The 17,557-nt window shown below is 61.7% G+C and carries 17 protein-coding genes; 10 read left to right on the forward strand and 7 right to left on the reverse strand.

The genetic code is table 11. The features are described 5' to 3' along the window. Positions 1 to 37: 37 nt before the first annotated feature. Complete coding sequence (locus Q1K31_RS10765) at positions 38 to 955, forward strand: DUF1499 domain-containing protein (protein ID WP_300379259.1); 918 nt, start codon at positions 38 to 40, stop codon at positions 953 to 955. A gap of 75 nt (positions 956 to 1,030) precedes the next feature. Here the strand turns inward: Q1K31_RS10765 and Q1K31_RS10770 are convergent, their stop codons facing one another. The 3 genes from Q1K31_RS10770 to Q1K31_RS10780 form a co-directional block, all read right to left on the reverse strand. Beyond that, entirely contained in the window at positions 1,031 to 1,942 is a 912-nt protein-coding gene (locus tag Q1K31_RS10770; protein ID WP_300379260.1) for an MBL fold metallo-hydrolase, read from the reverse strand. Between the two features lie 42 nt (positions 1,943 to 1,984). After that, entirely contained in the window at positions 1,985 to 2,920 is a 936-nt protein-coding gene (locus Q1K31_RS10775; protein WP_300379261.1) for a hypothetical protein, read from the reverse strand. Positions 2,921 to 3,047: 127 nt separating this feature from the next. Then, positions 3,048 to 3,458, reverse strand: a complete 411-nt coding sequence (locus Q1K31_RS10780; RefSeq protein ID WP_300379262.1) for a TIGR01244 family sulfur transferase — start codon at positions 3,456 to 3,458, stop codon at positions 3,048 to 3,050. Positions 3,459 to 3,582: 124 nt separating this feature from the next. Here Q1K31_RS10780 and Q1K31_RS10785 point away from each other — a divergent pair, with 124 nt between their 5' ends. From Q1K31_RS10785 to Q1K31_RS10795, 3 genes are all read left to right on the forward strand, one after another. Next, a complete protein-coding gene (locus Q1K31_RS10785; RefSeq protein WP_300379263.1) occupies positions 3,583 to 4,554 on the forward strand; it encodes an ABC transporter permease in 972 nt (323 codons plus the stop codon). Next, positions 4,554 to 5,456 (forward strand): ABC transporter permease, encoded by a 903-nt coding sequence (locus tag Q1K31_RS10790; RefSeq protein ID WP_300379264.1) that lies wholly within the window; start codon positions 4,554 to 4,556, stop codon positions 5,454 to 5,456. Before Q1K31_RS10785 ends, Q1K31_RS10790 begins: the two co-directional genes overlap by 1 nt. A 165-nt stretch (positions 5,457 to 5,621) precedes the next feature. Next, positions 5,622 to 6,470 (forward strand): acyl-CoA thioesterase II, encoded by an 849-nt coding sequence (locus Q1K31_RS10795; protein ID WP_300379265.1) that lies wholly within the window; start codon positions 5,622 to 5,624, stop codon positions 6,468 to 6,470. 54 nt (positions 6,471 to 6,524) lie between these two features. Here Q1K31_RS10795 and Q1K31_RS10800 read toward each other — a convergent pair whose 3' ends face one another. After that, the gene (locus Q1K31_RS10800; RefSeq protein WP_300379266.1) at positions 6,525 to 7,013 is read right to left on the reverse strand and encodes a hypothetical protein; all 489 of its coding nucleotides are present in this window, start codon (positions 7,011 to 7,013) and stop codon (positions 6,525 to 6,527) included. 649 nt (positions 7,014 to 7,662) lie between these two features. Between Q1K31_RS10800 and hisS the strand changes: the two genes are divergently transcribed. The 5 genes from hisS (at position 7,663) to Q1K31_RS10825 (ending at position 13,824) form a co-directional block, all read left to right on the forward strand. Continuing rightward, the gene (hisS, locus tag Q1K31_RS10805) at positions 7,663 to 9,156 is read left to right on the forward strand and encodes a histidine--tRNA ligase (RefSeq protein ID WP_300379267.1); all 1,494 of its coding nucleotides are present in this window, start codon (positions 7,663 to 7,665) and stop codon (positions 9,154 to 9,156) included. Then, positions 9,153 to 10,253, forward strand: coding sequence for an ATP phosphoribosyltransferase regulatory subunit (locus Q1K31_RS10810; protein ID WP_300379268.1), 1,101 nt, complete (start codon positions 9,153 to 9,155; stop codon positions 10,251 to 10,253). The genes hisS and Q1K31_RS10810 overlap by 4 nt, the downstream gene beginning before the upstream one ends. Then, positions 10,250 to 11,194, forward strand: a complete 945-nt coding sequence (hisG, locus tag Q1K31_RS10815) for an ATP phosphoribosyltransferase (RefSeq protein WP_300379269.1) — start codon at positions 10,250 to 10,252, stop codon at positions 11,192 to 11,194. Before Q1K31_RS10810 ends, hisG begins: the two co-directional genes overlap by 4 nt. Positions 11,195 to 11,901: 707 nt before the next feature. Next, a complete protein-coding gene (locus Q1K31_RS10820) occupies positions 11,902 to 13,092 on the forward strand; it encodes an aspartate aminotransferase family protein (protein ID WP_300379270.1) in 1,191 nt (396 codons plus the stop codon). Positions 13,093 to 13,134: 42 nt separating this feature from the next. Then, on the forward strand, positions 13,135 to 13,824 hold the full coding sequence (locus Q1K31_RS10825) for an SOS response-associated peptidase (protein WP_300379271.1): 690 nt from the start codon (positions 13,135 to 13,137) through the stop codon (positions 13,822 to 13,824). A gap of 62 nt (positions 13,825 to 13,886) precedes the next feature. Here the strand turns inward: Q1K31_RS10825 and Q1K31_RS10830 are convergent, their stop codons facing one another. Next, complete coding sequence (locus tag Q1K31_RS10830; protein ID WP_300379272.1) at positions 13,887 to 15,164, reverse strand: acyl-CoA dehydrogenase family protein; 1,278 nt, start codon at positions 15,162 to 15,164, stop codon at positions 13,887 to 13,889. A gap of 138 nt (positions 15,165 to 15,302) precedes the next feature. Here Q1K31_RS10830 and Q1K31_RS10835 point away from each other — a divergent pair, with 138 nt between their 5' ends. After that, positions 15,303 to 15,758, forward strand: a complete 456-nt coding sequence (locus Q1K31_RS10835) for a MarR family winged helix-turn-helix transcriptional regulator (protein WP_300379273.1) — start codon at positions 15,303 to 15,305, stop codon at positions 15,756 to 15,758. Between the two features lie 129 nt (positions 15,759 to 15,887). Here the strand turns inward: Q1K31_RS10835 and Q1K31_RS10840 are convergent, their stop codons facing one another. Then, complete coding sequence (locus Q1K31_RS10840) at positions 15,888 to 16,499, reverse strand: glutathione S-transferase family protein (protein WP_300379275.1); 612 nt, start codon at positions 16,497 to 16,499, stop codon at positions 15,888 to 15,890. Positions 16,500 to 16,563: 64 nt separating this feature from the next. Then, complete coding sequence (locus Q1K31_RS10845; protein WP_300379277.1) at positions 16,564 to 17,475, reverse strand: YihY/virulence factor BrkB family protein; 912 nt, start codon at positions 17,473 to 17,475, stop codon at positions 16,564 to 16,566. Positions 17,476 to 17,557: the final 82 nt, after the last annotated feature.

Genomic DNA, 17,557 nt, shown 5'->3' on the forward strand with positions numbered 1-17,557 from the left:
GTATGAGTCCCCGCCAGCATCCTTCGAGGAGTTATTCATGAGTGGTCCGGTTCCAACATCCGCAGGCTGGCGCCTGAAGCTGTCCATCGCAGCGGTCGCAGTCTCGCTCCTGACAGTGCTGTGGTTTGCTGCGGCTGCACTGGGGTCGAAATACGGGCTCTGGAGCTGGCAGTTCGGCCTCGGCAAGATGACCGGGAACGTGAATGCGGGTTATGGCCGGTATGTCCTGCTCGTCTCGGCACTGGTCTCGGTCGCTGCCCTTGCCGTTGCCTTTATCAGGTTTCCAAGGTTCAAGCCGGCGATCGTTGCGCTGCTCGCCACGCTGATCACGGCCTATGTCGGCGGGCGCTGGCTGGGCTTCCAGATGGAAGCGCTGGCCCTGCCGCCCATCCATGACATCCAGACAGACTGGTCGGAACCGGTGCGTTTCTCGGAAGCCCTGCTGGCCCAGCGCAAGGACGACGATGCGGCCAACCCTGTCGAGGATGAACCCGTCATTCCGGACTCTCCCGGTATCGAGGAACGCTGGCCCGGTATGGGCGGGCGCTCGGTGGCAGAAGTCCAGGAAGAGGCCGAATCCGAACGCACCGTCGATGGCGAAACCGTCCCACCGGCCTACGACCGGGAGATCGAGCCACTCTATTTTGACCAGCCTGTCAGCGACATTGCACAAATGGTGCTCCAGCTCGCTGAAGCACGCGGCTGGAACATCTTCTCACGGCCAGAGACAGGTGAGGAGGTCGAGGAAACCCTCATGGAAGCCACCGCGACGACCGGCTGGTTCGGCTTCAAGGACGATGTTGCCGTGCGTATCCGTGAGGTCGAGGGGGCAACCCGTGTCGATATGCGCTCGATCAGCCGTGTCGGCCTGTCAGACCTCGGCGCAAACGCCCGCCGCGTCTCGGCCTTCATGACCGAACTGGAAGACCGCGCCGACGGGCGGCTGGAGCCTTAGATTGGCTACAACAATGGCAGCCTCATCCTGAGCGAAGCCGATGGATGAGGTTGCCATTTGCGATTCATGGCTGGCTCAGCCCGTCGTCTGAAGCGCTTTCCAGGTGTATTCGGAGCGCACCGAGGGCTCTTTGGCCGGTGTCTCGACATAGCCTTCCTCGACCAGCTTCAGCATATGGCCGAGCACTGAGAGTGCCGCAGCCGGGTGCAGCTTCTTGTCGACATTGGCATACATGCTCTCGACCATCTTCGGAATGCTCGTCTCACCAGCCTTGAGATGCTTGATGATGGCGGCTTCCCGGTCGAGCCGGTGCTGGCGGTAGGCCCCGATGAAGCCGTTCACATCCTCGCGGATGGGCGAGCCGTGGGTTGGCCAGAGAATATCGAAATTACGGTCCTCGATCCTGTCGAGCGAGCGCATATAGTCGCCCATATTCCCGTCTGGTGGAGCAACGATCGTTGTTGACCAGCCCATGATGTGGTCGCCGGTGAAGCAGGCATTTTCTTCGCGCAGGGCAAAGCAGATATGGTTGCAGGTGTGACCGGGCGTCTCGATGGTCTCGAGCGTCCAGCCGGGGCCTGAGAATACGTCGCCGTCGCCGATCAGCACATCGGGCTGGAAGCCGAGATCGTCGGCAGAACCAAGCTCGCCCTTGGCGGTCGGCACGCCGCAATTCTTCGCATAGGTCTTGCAGCCGGCCCAGTCGGCCAGCGGCTGGGCGAGGGGGGAGTGGTCGGAATGGCCGTGCGTCACCAGGACATGCGTGACCTTTTCGTCTTTCAGGATTTCCTTCAGCGCCTCGAAATGCTCGGCCTGTTCCGGGCCCGGATCGATCACGGCAACCTCGCCATGTCCGATGATATAGACGCCGGTGCCAGTATAGGTGAATGGCCCTGGATTGTTGGCGATGACGCGGCGGATCAGTGGCGAGACCTGCTCGACCTTGCCGTAATCGAAATCTATTTCTTTGACGAACGGGATTCCCATGGGACCTCTTCGGCGGTTTCTGTTCGCTTCAGGCGACGAATATCAGTGTGACCGTTTCCGGGTGAACGCCGTGACGAAGGCATGGGCCATGCGGCGGGTCGCCTTCAGCTTGTGAGGAAGCTTCAGCGCCACGGGCGGTCCCATGTCCGTCTTGTTGGCATCCACGATATAGATACGGCCGGACGAGCGGTCGCGTAGCACGTCGATGCCGCCCCAATCCAGACCGAGCTCTGCAGCAAAGGCCCTTATGACCGCAATTTCATCAGCGGAGTAGCAATTGCGCGGCTCATCGAGCAAAACTTCGGCATTCTCATTAAGAAAGCGTCGCGTCAGCGGGCGGCGCTTTCTGAAAGAGACGGCCGGCTCTCCGCCGACGATGCAGCAGCGCAGGTCCTCGACCAGCCCCCCCTCGATCTCGTTGTCGATCAGGCGCTGATAGGTCTTGCCCGGCAGGGGGTCGAGAGGACCTTCAATGATGCGCCCGTCATGGCAGGCATTCTTTTCGGATTTTTCGACCATCGGGCCGCGATAGACGGTGGGGTCGACTTTCAGGCTGTAACCTGCGGCGCGCTCGAAAGCCTCTGCGACCTTGGTTTTGGAAATGTCGTTACAACCGAAATTGACGAGCGTGGCGCCGGGCTTGGTGGTCGGCGGGGTGTTCCGGGTGTGTGTGGAATCGTCAAACTGGAAGACGATGTCGGCCTTTTCCACTTCGGAGATGAGCTTGGCACCTGAAGCGTGCATGACAGGCCAGATGAAATACCAGGGGCGCGGCTTGTCTGGATGGAAAGCAATGGTGGGGCGTTTGTGGCCGGTCAGGAAGCGCCATGTGCGCCAGGACTGGGCGAGGGTGTAGAAGGTCAGCCAGGTAAAGATGTCATTGGCCAGCGCGAAGTTGGCCGGCACGCGGTGCCCGGTCTTTTTGACGAGCCACTTGCCGTCTTCGTATTTGAAATCTGTCAGCCAGTTGCGTGACATAAGACCTCGCTTCGCGCCCCCGCGCGCCAGAAAAAAGTTGAATCGCACGGCATATAGAGAGATTCAACCGTTTATATAGGGTGTGTTGCCGGTCAGTGTGCCGTCACATCCGTGCACATCAATGTGATCACAGAAGATGCTGGATACCTGACAGGTCATAGCCTGCGCCTGCGGCGGCATCTACGATTTCCTCCGACTGGCCCTGTCCACCATGTGTCAGCGCCCAGGCCGTGATGGAGCGTGTGCCGGTGCGGCAATATGCCAGAACCGGTGTCGGGGCTTCGTTCAGGATGGACTGCATACGCTCAATGATTTCCGGGGTCGGTGCCCCGGAAAAGGGCACGGCCACAAAGGTCAGCCCGCGGGCTTCGGCCTGCGTGCGAATCGAGCCCATGCGCGGCTGGTCGACCCCGCCTTCGCCATCCGGCCGGTTGGCGATGATGGTCTTGAAGCCTGCGGCGGCGATTTCATCCAGATCGGTCTCGTCGATCTGTGGGGCAACAGAGAAATAGTCTGTCACGCGGCGGATGTCGGCCATGTTGTTACCTCGGTGTCATGTGGCGTTGACAAGCGAACCTCTGGCGTGAACCTAGGATCGCGCTGCCGGACTTCCAAGTGCCGATAGCCGCTTCGAGTGAAACGGAAAAGAGAAAAACTCAATCGTGTCAGCGCTACAGCGAAGCTTTTCCCGTATTCCATGGGCTTATGTCACGCGACGGCTGCTGTTTGCGATTCCGACGCTTCTGGTCATCATCGCGGTTGCCTTCTTCATGATGCGCATGGCGCCGGGCGGGCCGTTCGACGGTGAACGCAAGCTCAACGCGGCCACTGAAGCCGCCATCAAGGCGAAGTTTGGCCTCGACCAGCCGCTGTGGAAGCAGTTCTGGGACTATCTGCTCGGTGTATTGCAGGGCGATTTCGGTCCTTCGATGAAAACCCTCGGCAAGAGCGTGAATGATCTTATCGCGGACGGCCTTCCGGTCAGCCTTGCCATCGGCACGCTTTCCATGCTGGTCGCGCTGACTGTCGGCACAGCGCTCGGCGTATTTGCCGGCCTGCGCCAGAACACGGCTGGCGACTATACAGTCATGGGGATCGCCATGGCGGGTATTTCCATCCCAACCTTCGTGACCGGCCCGTTGCTGATTCTCACCTTCGCGCTCGGGGCCGGGTTGTTCGCGGTCGGCGGGCTGGGCGAATACCCGAATATCGGGATGAGCTTTCACAACATGACCCTCCCGGTCCTGACACTCGCCCTGCCGCAGATCGCCATCATTTCCCGGCTGATGCGGGCCTCCACGATCGAGACGATGCGCTCGCCGCATGTGCGCACCGCGCGCGCCAAGGGGCTGGCCGAGCGCACCGTGATCCGCCGTCACGTCCTGCCATCTGCCGTCCTGCCGCTGGTCTCCTATGCCGGCCCGGCCATGGCGCGGGTGATGACCGGCTCACTCGTCATCGAGCGCATTTTCGGGCTGCCCGGCATGGGCTCGTATTTCGTCGATGGCGCGATCAACCGGGACTATACGCTCGTCATGGGCGCGCTGATCATCTACGCGACGCTGATCGTGATCTTCAACCTGATTGCCGACATCCTCTACGCGCTGCTCGACCCGAAAGTGAGTTATGACTGATGGTTGATACGCTGGACATGACGGGCCGGAAGGATCCGGTCGAGCAGGCGCTCGCAGGCGGACGTTCGCTGTGGGATGACGCCAAGCGCCGGCTGTTCAACAACAAGGCCGCTGTCATCTCCATGTGGGTGCTGGGTGTTCTGATCCTGATTGCGGCTTTCGGGCCGATGGTCTGGGTCCATGATTACAGCCAGATTTCCGCCGACACAGAACTGCCGCCCACCCTTCAGAACTGGCACCTGCTCGGCACCGATGAGCAGGGCCGCGATCTTGTCGCCCGCAACATGCTGGGCCTGCGCATCTCCATGGCGGTCGGCCTTGTGGCAACCATCGTCTCGCTCATCATCGGTGTGACATGGGGCGCGATTGCCGGTTTCGTCGGCGGGCGCGTCGACAACCTCATGATGCGCTTCGTCGACGTGCTCTACGCCATGCCCTTCATTTTCTTCGTCATCCTCCTGCTCACCGTTTTCGGGCGCAATATCATCCTGATCTTCGCCGCCATTGGCGCAGTTGAATGGCTGACCATGAGCCGGATCGTTCGCGGCCAGACACTCGCCATCAAGGGCAAGGAATTCATCGAGGCGGCCCGCGCCGCCGGCGTTTCCGGCCCGGCGATCATCCGCCGCCACATCCTGCCGAACGTGGTCGGCCCGGTCGCGGTCTATGTGACGCTCACCATCCCGGTCGTCATCATGGCGGAAAGCTTCCTCTCCTTCCTTGGTCTCGGCGTGAACGAGCCGCTGACCTCGCTCGGCGTACTGATCTCCAACGGTGCCAAGGAAATGCAGGACAAGCCCTGGCTCCTCATGGCCCCGGCTGTCCTGATGGCGGTGACGCTCCTCTGCCTGAACTTCATCGGTGACGGCCTGCGCGACGCCCTCGATCCGAAAGAACGGTAAAGCAAGCTCGGAGCAACCGGAATTGTTTGCGAACGGAGACTTGCGCCTGACCCGGACTCCAGCATTCCGGACTGGACGTTCAATTCCACGTCACGCCTGTTAGCAATAATCGGATTAAAACACCCATTCCCACCCGCGCATGAATTGCGCTAAAGCCTCATCCCCATGACCGATTCTCCTTTCATCGACCTTCAGTCGACGCACAATCCGCACCGCTGGTACCTGCCCGTGGAGGAGCGGCTCTGCGTCGGCCCGCCCGGCAAGAAGTTCCTGTTCGGGGGTGTCGGGCTGGCCACCGCAGTTACTGCGTTGGAGCGCACGACCGAGCGGCCATGTATCTGGGCGACCTCGCAATATCTCTCTTTTGCCAATCCTGGCCATGTCGTCGATGTCGACGTGCGCGCACCCGTCGTTGGCAAGAATATCACCCAGGCCCGCGTGCTCGCCCATGTCGGAGAACGGGAGATTTTCACCGCGAATGCCGCCGTCGGCGCACGCGACTCTGACCAGTCCCATCAGTGGCTGACCATGCCGGACGTACCTGCGCCGGACGACTGCCCGCCCATGCCGCGCTTCGACGAGACGAGCGAGGACCTGCACACCTTCCTCGACATGCGTGTCGGCCAGGGTCGCTACGCGCGCGGGCGTGACGTGAAAGGCGGGCGCAGTGAGGATGGCCGCGTCGTCCTCTGGGGCCGCGCAAAGACCGGCCATCCGATCGACTCGGTCATGCTGGCCGTTCTTGCAGATTTCGTCCCCTCCGGCACCAGCCATGCGCTTGGCCTGCCAGCCGGGGCGAACTCCCTCGACAATACGATCCGCATCCGCCGCATCGTCGAGACCGAATGGGTGTGCTGCGACATCCAGATCGAGGGCGTACACAATGGCTTTGTACACGGCCGCATTGCCATGTTCGCTGATGATGGCACGCTGATGGCCACCGGCAGCCAGTCCGGAATCATCCGCGTATTCGATCCGGAAGCCTTCAAGGCCCGCTTCAAGAAGGAGGGGTAGGGCGTTTCCTCGGCTCATTCCGGCCTGCGCCAGGATGAACGGCGTAAATGGTATCTACTCCAGCGCCGCCCGGGCCGCATCCGCGCTGGCGGCGCAGCTTGTCGCGCCAGCCTCCGCCGCTGGCCCGTCTTGTCCGGCTGACTGCGCCGCTGCCACCGCAATCGTTTCCGCGTCGGAGAACATCGCCGCCAGCCGCTTCAGGCTCGTATGCGTCTCGCGTGCACTGTCTGCGGTGTCGAGCGCGTCGAGTTGGACTTCGCCTTCCTCGGCCATGCCCCGAAAGATGCAGCCAAGGTCAGACGGGCCGCCATTGCCATCAATCCAGCTGCCAAGCCGGGACGCCGTCATGGAGAACCGCGCAATCTCCGTTTCAAAATCACTCGGCACATTCACCGTGCCGGAGGCTTCGATTACGGAAATCAGGCTGGCGGTGTCCTCGCGCAGGTCGCTTGCTTTCACGCCCCATTGCGTCGCCAGTTCGGGCGAGGCGGCAGCGCTGAAGGGCAGGGCGGCAGCGGCAAGGGCAAGCAGCATTCGTTTCATGTCGGCACGTCTCCGGATTTCTCCTGAGAGGCGAAGCAAGCCCCGTGCCGCTCGCCTGAAAGTAGACTCAATGTATAATTCCCAGACATGAGCACATTATCAGTGGGGCCAAGCATGGGAATTTTCAGAAGTGAAAAAGGGACCGTGTCGTTGAATCAAATGCCCAACCATGAGCCTGCAACACTTCGCAAACTGTCAGATGACGAGTTGCTTAAGTTCATTGGTGGTTGGAGAGTTGGCACGGAAAAGCATCTAGCTGGTATGCAGGAGTTGGAGCGACGTAATTCAAGACCTGCGGACATAAGGTCTTGGATCGCTATAGCTATTTCTTTCTTCGCAATGCTGGTAGCGCTTGGGCAAGCATTACTGAGTTAGTCATCTTGAACCTCGCTTGACTTCGCCGCCCCCGCCCCATATTCAGCCTCGCAATGAATACGAGAACGCATCACCACCATCACCACGCGTGACGCGCCGATCGAGGCGCGAACCGGTCCGGCTGCGCCTCTCTCTCAAGTGTTCATTCTTCTCATTGAACCGCCAGAGGCAGACGCGCCGCCACCCGGTCTCGCGCCCTATCGACGCGTCCGCCTTCACACGCTGAACAGCTTCGTCTAAGGCGAAGCGCGACTGACCAGACAGGACGGCCTCAATGAGCAAGAAGAAGAAACAGGACCCGGACGCCCCGAAGACAGGGAAGGACCTCGCCCGCAGCCCCCGAGGCTTTCCGGACCGGCGCGAGGGCCTCATTCATGCCCAGGCCGAGATGATCGACCGGGTGACATCTGTCTATCGCCGCTGGGGCTTCGAGGCGCTGGACACTGGCGCATTCGAATATGCTGACGCGCTCGGCAAGTTCCTGCCCGATGATGACCGCCCGAATGCCGGGGTCTTCTCGCTTCAGGATGATGACGAGCAGTGGATTTCGCTGCGCTATGATCTCACCGCCCCGCTTGCGCGCTTTGCTGCAGAGAACTGGCAGACCCTGCCGAAGCCCTTCCGCCGCTATGCGTCCGGCCCGGTCTGGCGCAACGAGAAGCCGGGGCCCGGGCGGTTCCGTGAATTCCTGCAATGCGATGCCGACACGGTCGGCGCGCCGGGGCCCCATGCCGATGCGGAGATGATCGCGATGGCCGCTGAAGCGATGCGCGCGGCCGGCGCGGGCGACAGCGAATTCGTCGTGCGGGTGAACACGCGCCGCCTTCTGAATGCGGTCCTCTCCGGCGTCGGCGCATCGGATGCGGGCACCCACCTCACCATATTGCGCGCGCTCGACAAGATGGACCGGCTGGGCGAAAGCGGCGTTGCCGACCTCCTGGGCAAGGGCCGCATGGACGATAGCGGGGACTTCACCAAGGGGGCCGGACTGGACCCTGAGCAAGTCAAACGTGTCCTCGCCTTCGCGCAGGCTGGCCGCGAGACCCGTGGCGAGACGCTGGAAGCGCTGGGGCAGGCCGTCGGCACCGGCGAGGAAGCGCAGGCCGGGCTCGATGAGCTCACCGCCATCGCCAGGGCGCTTGAAGCCTTTGGCTGCCCGGAAGGTGATGTGGCCTTCGACCCGTCGGTGGTGCGCGGCCTTGAATACTATACCGGCCCGGTCTTCGAGGCCGAACTGCTGCGTGAAACGCTCGACGAGGATGGCAACACCGTCCGCATCGGCTCTGTCGGCGGCGGCGGGCGCTATGACGATCTCGTCGCGCGCTTCACCGGTGAGAAAGTGCCCGCGACCGGCTTTTCCGTCGGTATCTCGCGCCTCGCCACCGCGTTTGCCATTTCCGGCAATATAGACGCGCTCAACGGCCCGGTTGTCGTGCTCAACCTCAACCGCGAAGACCCGTCAGACGCGCTCAGGGTGGCGACCGAACTCAGAAATGCAGGCATCCGCGCGGAAGCCTATATGGGTGGCTCCGGCATGCGCCCGCAGATGAAATATGCAGACCGCCGCGGCGCGCCCGTCGCCGTCATGGTCGGCGAGGACGAGATCGCCAAGGGCGTCGTCACCATCAAGGACCTGAAGGAAGGTGCGAAACAGGCCGCGGCGATCAAGTCGAATGCGGAATACCGCGAGGCGCGCCCCGGCCAGTTCGAAGCCCCGCGTAGTGAAATGATCGCCCGCGTGCGTGAGATTGTCGAGGCCGCCGAATGACCAGCCCGGAAGACATTTTCGCCCGCCTCGGCGGCGAGCTCACCGATCCCCCCATCGTCATGCCGGCGAGCCAGCCGCTGGAGCTCTCCGGCGAGGCGGTGCGTGCGCGCCTCTGCGTCTTTGTCGGCGCGAATGGTGAGGAATGCGCCCTGCGCCCTGATCTCACCCTGCCGCTTGCCATCGCGCAGGCCGAAGCCGGTGTCAGTGGCGAGACCGTCAAACGCTATGCTGCACGCGCCTTCCGCTTACCCATCGTGCCCGACGACAGGGTGGAGTTCACACAGGTCGGCTTCGAGCGCTATGGTGCGGCGTCCACGCCTGAGACCGATGCCGATGTCTTCGCACTCGTCTGCGAAGCCGCCCGCGAGTCCGGTGTGAAGGAAAGCGAGACCCGTATGGGCGACCTGGCCGTCTTCCCGGCTTTTGTCGACGCACTTTCGCTGGCGCCCGGTCTTGCCGATGCGCTGAAGCGTGCCTTCCGCCAGGTTGGCGGGGTTTCGGCGCTGCTCGAGGCAAAGCCGGAACAGCCCGCCCACGGTCTCGCTGCCCGTCTCAAGGGCGCAAGCCCGGCCGAAGCCAAGGCCATCGTGGCCGACATTTTCGCCCTGTCAGGCATCCAGCCGCAGGGCACCCGCACGCTGGACGAGATTGTCGAGGGTCTGCTGGCCCAGGCTGCTGACGCCGAACATGGCGGTGCGCCGGAACTGGCGCGCGAGACGCTCGAGGCTGTCATGGCCGTCGATTGCCCGCCCGAAGAAGCTGCCGACAGCCTCTCGACCATTGCTCGCAAGGCCGGCGTCAGCGGCGTTGATCCGGTTCTGGAAGGTCTGGAAAAGCGTGTTTCGGCGATGCGCGCGCAGGCGGGCGACTTCATGACGAGTGCCCGTTTCGGCACCCCCTTCGGACGCCGCTTCAATTATTATGACGGCTTCCTGTTCGAGCTGTTCCGCCCCGGTGAAGCCTCGGGCCGCAAGCCGTTCGGGGCGGGGGGGCGCTATGACACGCTCCTGTCAAAACTCTCGAATGGCACCGTCGATGCCACCGCGATTGGTGGGGTCGTGCGCCCCGACCGCCTGAAAGAGGGAGGCGCATCATGAGCCGCCTGACGATTGCGATTCCCTCCAAGGGGCGCCTTAAAGAGAATGCCGAGAACTGGTTCGCCAAGGCCGGGTTCAGCCTGAAGCAGACCGGTGGTGCCCGTGGCTACACGGCAGAGCTGAAGGGCCTTGCCGAAGCTGATGTGCTGCTTCTGTCTGCCCGTGAAATTGCGCAGGGACTGATCGACGGGGCCTTCCATATCGGCGTGACCGGCGAGGACCTGCTGAATGACCTCTCACCGGACCTGTCCCGCGATGCGAGCGTCATACGCCGGCTTGATTTCGGCGGCGCGGATGTCGTCGTAGCCGTCCCGTCAGCCTGGCTGGACGTGAACACGATGCGTGAGCTGGAAGCCGCTGGCGCGCTGTTCCGCCAGAAGCATGGACGCCGTATGCGGGTCGCGACCAAGTATATGCGGCTGACGCGCAACTTCTTCGCGCAGAAATCTGTTGGCGAATATCGGCTGATCGAGAGCGCCGGGGCGACAGAGGCCGCGCCCAGTTCTGGGCAGGCTGAAGTCATCGTCGATATCACCTCGACCGGCGCGACGCTCAAGGCCAATGGTCTGAAAGTGCTCGATGATGGTGTGATGCTGAAGTCCAAGGCGGCGCTCACCGGATCGCTGGGGGCGCATTGGGACGAGGAAGCGCTCGGCGCGCTGGAAAAACTGCTTGCTTCGGTCGAGGCGGTGGAATCGGCGGATGCGAAGAAACTGCTACAGGCCGCGCATCCGATCCCCGATTCTCTCCTCACAGGCGAAAACCTGGAGCCCGTGTCGGAAAATGCGGCTCTGTCGACCGCTCAGGCGGCGAAAGAAAATGCCCGGCGAATCGCGGAATCGGGGGCTGGGCCTGTTTCCATCCTCGGTGCAGAGTTCATTTTTGACCGGAATACGCCGTCATTCGAGAACTTTGTTACCAATCTGAAACAGCGCGCTTGACTTTGTGACAGAAAATTGGCGTTATGAGTCTTGCAAGTTTCTGGGAGGAAACGCTGCAAGAACTCTTACAGGCGCGGCCCGATGGCCGCGCCAATTTTTTTGCCTGATTCCGCTGTTTCAACGCCCTTTCACACAACCGGCTTTCTGGCATCACCATGCTCTCGCCAGACGTGCGGAAACAATGGACCTGGCTGAAATAATTGCGATACGAACCAGTTCTGCCCATCAACCGGGCGGACTTGCAGCATGTATGGGCGCTATTTCGTCCGGACGGGCACCTCGCCAGGGTGTCAGCCAAGAAAAAAGGCCCCCGGAGGAGCCTTTGAAGATTGGAGTTTCTCGTATGTGTTGAGCCCGACTGGTGGCTCAGGGTCAGGGCGTCAGGGGTGACACCAGCCGGGCTCTCGTTTATTATTGATAATCAATATATGCTTTATTGATAAACGTCAAGCACATATCGAAAAACAATTATTAAACATGATTTAGCCGTTGGCTCTGCAACCAACAGCGTGCAGGTAAGGCCATTGATGCTGCATGGCTAGCCTCGCTGTCAGCATGGCCCCCATGCATAATTGCAAATAAAACTATCTATCTGAAAGCCCATGTCGCAGAGGCGGCCACAGCGCCAATTTGCGCCCTGTGTTGACTTTGCCAGCCGCGCCCTACAAGTCGAATAACTTCGAAACATCAAACACTGGAGCCCGTTCATGTCTGATCCCCGCGCCCACATCCTGCCCGTCTACAGGCCGCCGGAAGAGGCGTTCGTGCGCGGTGAGGGCGTGCGCCTCTATACTGAAGAGGGTCAGGAATATCTCGACTTCATCGCTGGCATCGCTGTCAGCGCGCTCGGCCATTCCCATCCGAAGCTGGTCGAGGCCCTCCAGGAGCAGGCCGGCAAGCTCTGGCACCTGTCCAACATGTTCCGCGTCGAAGCGGGCGAGGACTTCGCCGACAAGATGTGCGCACGCACCTTCGCCGACCGTGTCTTCTTCACCAATTCCGGCACAGAGGCGGTCGAGTGCGCGCTCAAAGCTGCGCGCAAGTATCACTGGGCGAATGGCAATCCCGAGCGCATTGAGTTCGTCACCTTCACGGGCGCCTTCCACGGCCGTTCGCTCGGTGCGATCAATGCCGGCGGTAACCCGAAATATCTTGAAGGCTTCGGCCCGCCGATTGAAGGTTTCCGCCAGATAGAATGGGGCGATCATGATGCGCTCAAGGAAGCTGTCACCGACAAGACCTGTGCGGTCTTCGTCGAGCCTGTACAGGGTGAGGGCGGTGTGCGTGCGATGCCAGAAGAATGCCTCACCGGCCTGCGCAAGCTCTGCGACGAGACCGGCACGCTGCTGATCTATGACGAGATCCAGTGCGGCATGGGCCGGACCGGCAAGCTGTTCGCGCATGAGTGGGCCGAGAATGCCCAGCCCGACATCATGTGTCTCGCCAAGGGCATTGGCGGCGGTTTCCCACTCGGCGCCTGCCTGATGACCGAAGCGGTCGGCGAACCGATGCAGCCCGGCTCCCACGGGTCGACCTATGGCGGCAACCCGCTCGCCATGGCTGTCGGCAATGCCGTCTGGGACATCATTTCCGACGAAGCGTTTCTGGAGCAAGTCCGCCGCGTTTCCGGCACGGTGCAACAGGGCCTCAAGTCACTGGCTGACAGCCATCCCGACAAGGTCGAGGGCGTGACCGGCAAAGGCCTGCTCACCGGGCTCAGGCTAAAAGCCGCGCCGAAACCCGTCCAGAATGCCTGCCGTGACAAGAACCTGCTCGTCGGCGTCGCCGGAGCCAATGTCCTGCGCCTCGCCCCGCCGCTCATCATTGAGGACGCTGACGTGCGCGAAGCCATCGGCGTGATGGACACCGCGCTGACCGAGTGGGAGATGGAGGGGTAAACCTCTCTGGACTTTCTGCCGGGATCGGCCGACGCTTGAGCCATGTGCGGGCGTTTCTTCAGACAGGATGTGACATGGGCGGACTATCATGCCGCCCTGTCTATCCTTCAGCCGCCTGAAGGCGTCGACCCGCCAGAGTCAGCGTACAATATCGCCCCGACGCAGCTAGCGCCGATCCTGCGCCATGTGCCGGACAGGCCGGGGCGTGCGCCGATTGGTGAAATGGCCCCGGCCATGTGGGGGCTTGTGCCGTCATGGTGGAAAAAGCCTCTCAGCGAGAAGAAGTTCTCCACTTTCAGGGCGCGCAGTGAAACGGTTGCCGAGAGCAACACCTTTCGCGGCGCTTTTCGTCATCACCGCTGCCTGGTGCCGGCAAGCGGTTTCTATGAATGGTCCGGGCCGAGGGGTAAACGCCAGCCGTTTGGCATTGGCCTGCGCAACCGGCGCTGGTTCTGTTTCGCCGGTCTCTGGGACCGGGCCATGATTGACGGGTCGGAGATCGACACGTTCACCATCCTGACAACCCGTCCGAATGACCTGATGGCAGGCCTGCATACACGTATGCCGGTTATCCTGCGACCGGAGGATTATGCCCGCTGGCTGGACGCTGATGAGCGCAAGGTCGAAGACCTGTTCGAACCGTTCGCAACTGAGGACATGCACGCATGGCCGGTCGATCCGGCTGTCGGCAATGTCCGCAATCAGGGGGCGGCATTGGCCGCTGAAGTGTAAGGCATAAAAAAGCCGGCACCTTCGGGCGCCGGCTTTCTTCATTCTGGTATCGGGCGAAGTGCTTACTTCTGCCCTCTCATGCCCATACGGCCGATCTCGTTGCGGCCGACGACCATGTGGTGAACCTCATCAGGCCCGTCTGCCAGGCGCAGCGTACGCTGGCTGGTGTACATGTCAGCGAGCGGGGTCCACTGCGAGACACCTGTCGCGCCGTGCATCTGGATCGCGTCGTCGATGATCTTGCAGACCTTCTCCGGCACCATCGCCTTGACCATGGAAATCCAGACGCGGGCTTCCTTGTTGCCGAGCACGTCCATCGCCTTGGCGGCTTTCAGCACCATCAGGCGGCAGGCCTCGATCTCGATGCGGGCACGCGAGATCTTCTCCTGGTTGCCGCCAAGCTTGACCAGCGGCTGGCCGAAGGCATCGCGGCTCATGCCACGCTCGAGCATCAGGTCGAGCGCCTTTTCGGCCGCGCCGATGGAGCGCATGCAGTGGTGGATACGGCCCGGGCCGAGACGCAGCTGTGAGATTTCAAAGCCACGGCCAACGCCGAGCAGGATGTTCTCTTCCGGCACTTTCACGTCCGTGAAGCGGATATGCATGTGGCCGTGCGGGGCATCGTCCTTGCCGAAGACATGCATGGGGCCGAGCACTTCAACACCAGGCGTGTCCATCGGCACGAGGATCTGGCTCTGCTGCTCATGGCTCTGGCCGTCCGGATCGGTCTGGACCATCACGATCATGATCTTGCAGCGCGGGTCGCCAGCACCAGAGGCGTAATACTTCTCGCCATTGATGACCCATTCACCGTTCTTCAGCACTGCTTGCGTACGCACGTTGCGCGCGTCCGAACAGGCCGTGTGCGGCTCGGTCATCGCGAAGGCGGAGCGGATTTCGCCAGCCAGCAGGGGCTTCAGCCACTGGTCCTTCTGCGCCTGCGTGCCGACACGCTCCAGCACTTCCATATTGCCGGTGTCCGGTGCTGCACAGTTCATGCTTTCCGATGCGAGCGAGTTCTTACCCAGCTCAGCGGCGATATAGGCATAGTCGAGATTGGGCAGGCCCTCGCCGGTCTCGGCGTTGGGCAGGAAGAAGTTCCACAGGCCCTGGTCCTTGGCCTTCTGCTTGACCTTGTCGAGTTCCTCGAGCTGGCCGGGGGCGTATGAGAAGCGATCTGCGCGGTTGGCGCCGAGTTCGTGAAATTTCACGCTCATCGGATCGACTTCTTCCTTGATGAACTTCTTGACGTGCTCATACAGCGGGACGGATTTTTCCGACATCCGCAGGTCATGCAGGTCATCGCGGACGTTGAGTTTGTCGAGGCTTCCGGTATCCATGGTTTTCTTCTCCTCCCAGAGAAACTAGCGTTACGGATTGAGTCTGATGCAGGCTGGGTTTGCCAGATAGCCTGCAAATGTATATTATTTCACCTGTGAAGTATATCGGGTGTAAGCTGGAGGTGCAAGGGCAGGGCGATGGAAACTAGAACGAAAAATCCGCGGCTTTATTCACGCCTCCAGATCGCCGCCCAGCAGATGCGCAAGGTTACGGATCGCCAGCTGGTCGAGGCCGCCGGTATCACCGCCCCACAGCTTGGCGTTCTGACCCGCGTCGGCGCAGCGGAGGAACTCAACCAGACCAGCCTTGCGCGCGACCTGCGGCTCAATGATTCCGCGATCACCGCCATGGTCAAACGCCTGATCGGGCTCGGTATGCTGGAAAAGACGCGCAGCCGCAGTGACAGCCGCGCCTGGGTGCTGAAGCTGACGGGGAATGGGGAGGCAGCGATCGACTGCGCAAGCAACGCGATGCTTTCGATCAATCAGCGCATCGACGCGGAATTTGGCCCCGGAAAGCTCGACGACTTCGTCGCCAAGCTCAACCGCATCATAGATCTGTGTGATGAGGAACAGGCCGCGGCTGAAGGATAGCAGTACCGTCCACGGCACGCCTCACCCTCGACCGCGAAGCGGTCTGAGGGCCTATCTACTTAGATGTAAACCTGGCGCGTGTGGGGCTTTGGGCTTTGACACCTGCAATGAGCACGCGCCGGCTTTCTCCTAAGCCTTCGCACTCTCGCGTTTGGCCATCCGGTCAAACCAGGCAGCAACGTTCTTCAGGTCGCGATTGAGTGGCTGGCCAACCTGTTCGCCGAAGGCGAGGAAGCAGAACAGCAGGATGTCAGCGAGCGAGAAGTGATCGCCGGCCAGATAGTCCCGCTCGGCAAGCTGCTTGTCGAGGAAAGCGAGATTGTCCTGCGCGATGGCTTTCAGCCCTTCGGCGGCTTCCGGCAGGCAGCGCATCCGGTCCTTGAACATGGGCAGGCCCTCAGCGGCGCGGAAGCCCGATGTCAGCGGCTCGACGATCTGCAGGTCGGCCCAGCGGGTCCAGCGCCGCGTCTGGGCGCGTTCTTCCGGGGTCGCGCCGATCAGGCTGTCGCCAGCTTGCGTCTCGTCGAGATATTCGCAGATCGCCGTGATCTCGGTGATCAGCATACCGTCATCCAGCAGGAGGGCAGGCAGCTGTCCGGCCGGGTTGATCGCAAGATAGCCGTCCTGGCGGTTGTCGCCCTTCATGATGTCGACATCCTCGAGCGGAATGGTCAGCCCGCGTTCGGCCATGAACATGCGCACGACCTGCGGGTTTGGCCCGACGGAATTGTATAGTTTCATGTGATCCTCCCATTTTGCCGGGAGATTATTGGTGCGGCCGGGGGCTGCAAGATGCAACGTAGCGTCAACTGGCGGATTGAGCGGTGTCTTTTCTGTCGCGTCCGATGACGCCGTTCGTTTCTGCGCCGATGCAGACGGCGAAAGCCGACAGCCACAACCACATCAGCAGGGCGACCGCGGCACCAAGCGAACCGAAAGTCTCGTTATAGTCGGCGAAGTTGCCGAGATAGAAGGAAAAGCCAACCGAGGCGGCAAGCCAGATCGTGCCTGCGACAATCGTTCCGGGCAGGACCGGGCGTGTGCGCAGGTCGGCATGACGGACGCCATGCGGGCGTGCAATGCGGTAGAACGCATAGATGCCGCCGAGGAACAGGCTCAGCACCGCAATCCAGCGTACAATCCTGAGACCGGCTTCTATGAATGAGCCCAGCTGTAGCGCGTCGATAATTGGCGGCACAGCCCCAATCGCGGCCAGCGAGAGGAGGGCGAAGACGATCCCGCCGCCGGTAAAACCGAGCGCGAGCAGGTTCTGGGTGACGAAGCCGCGCTTCTTGTGGCGGTCATAGGTTACAGCCACCGCGCTGAGCAGGGCATTCACCGCCCGCGACGAAGACCAGAGCGCAAGTCCCAGGGAAAGCACCGCACCCCATGAAAGCCCGGTTGTCTGGCTGTCGGCAATCCGGATCATCTGGTTCGAGATCAGCGTGAAGGCCGATTCCGGAACGACTGCACTCAACAGGTCGAGATAGGAGCGTAGTTCGGTCTCAGTGGTGAACAGCCCCCACAGCATGAGAGCGCAGGCAATGGCGGGAAAGATGGAGAGAAAGGCATAAAAGGCCACTCCGCCCGCGACCAGCGCGACATTGTTCTCGCCCAGCTTGCCCCCGATGCCGGAAACGACGCGGGTTGTTGGCACGCCGACCTTCTGCCAGGGCGGTGAGCGGCGTATGACATTCAGCGGTCCGAACCATTGCATATAGTTTACAACGGACCAGCCGTGTGCCTGTTCCGAAGCCAGGGCTTGACCCGCGCGGCCAGAGGATCAGCATTACTGGTAC

Source organism: Henriciella sp., assembly GCF_029936995.1.
GTDB lineage: Bacteria > Pseudomonadota > Alphaproteobacteria > Caulobacterales > Hyphomonadaceae > Henriciella.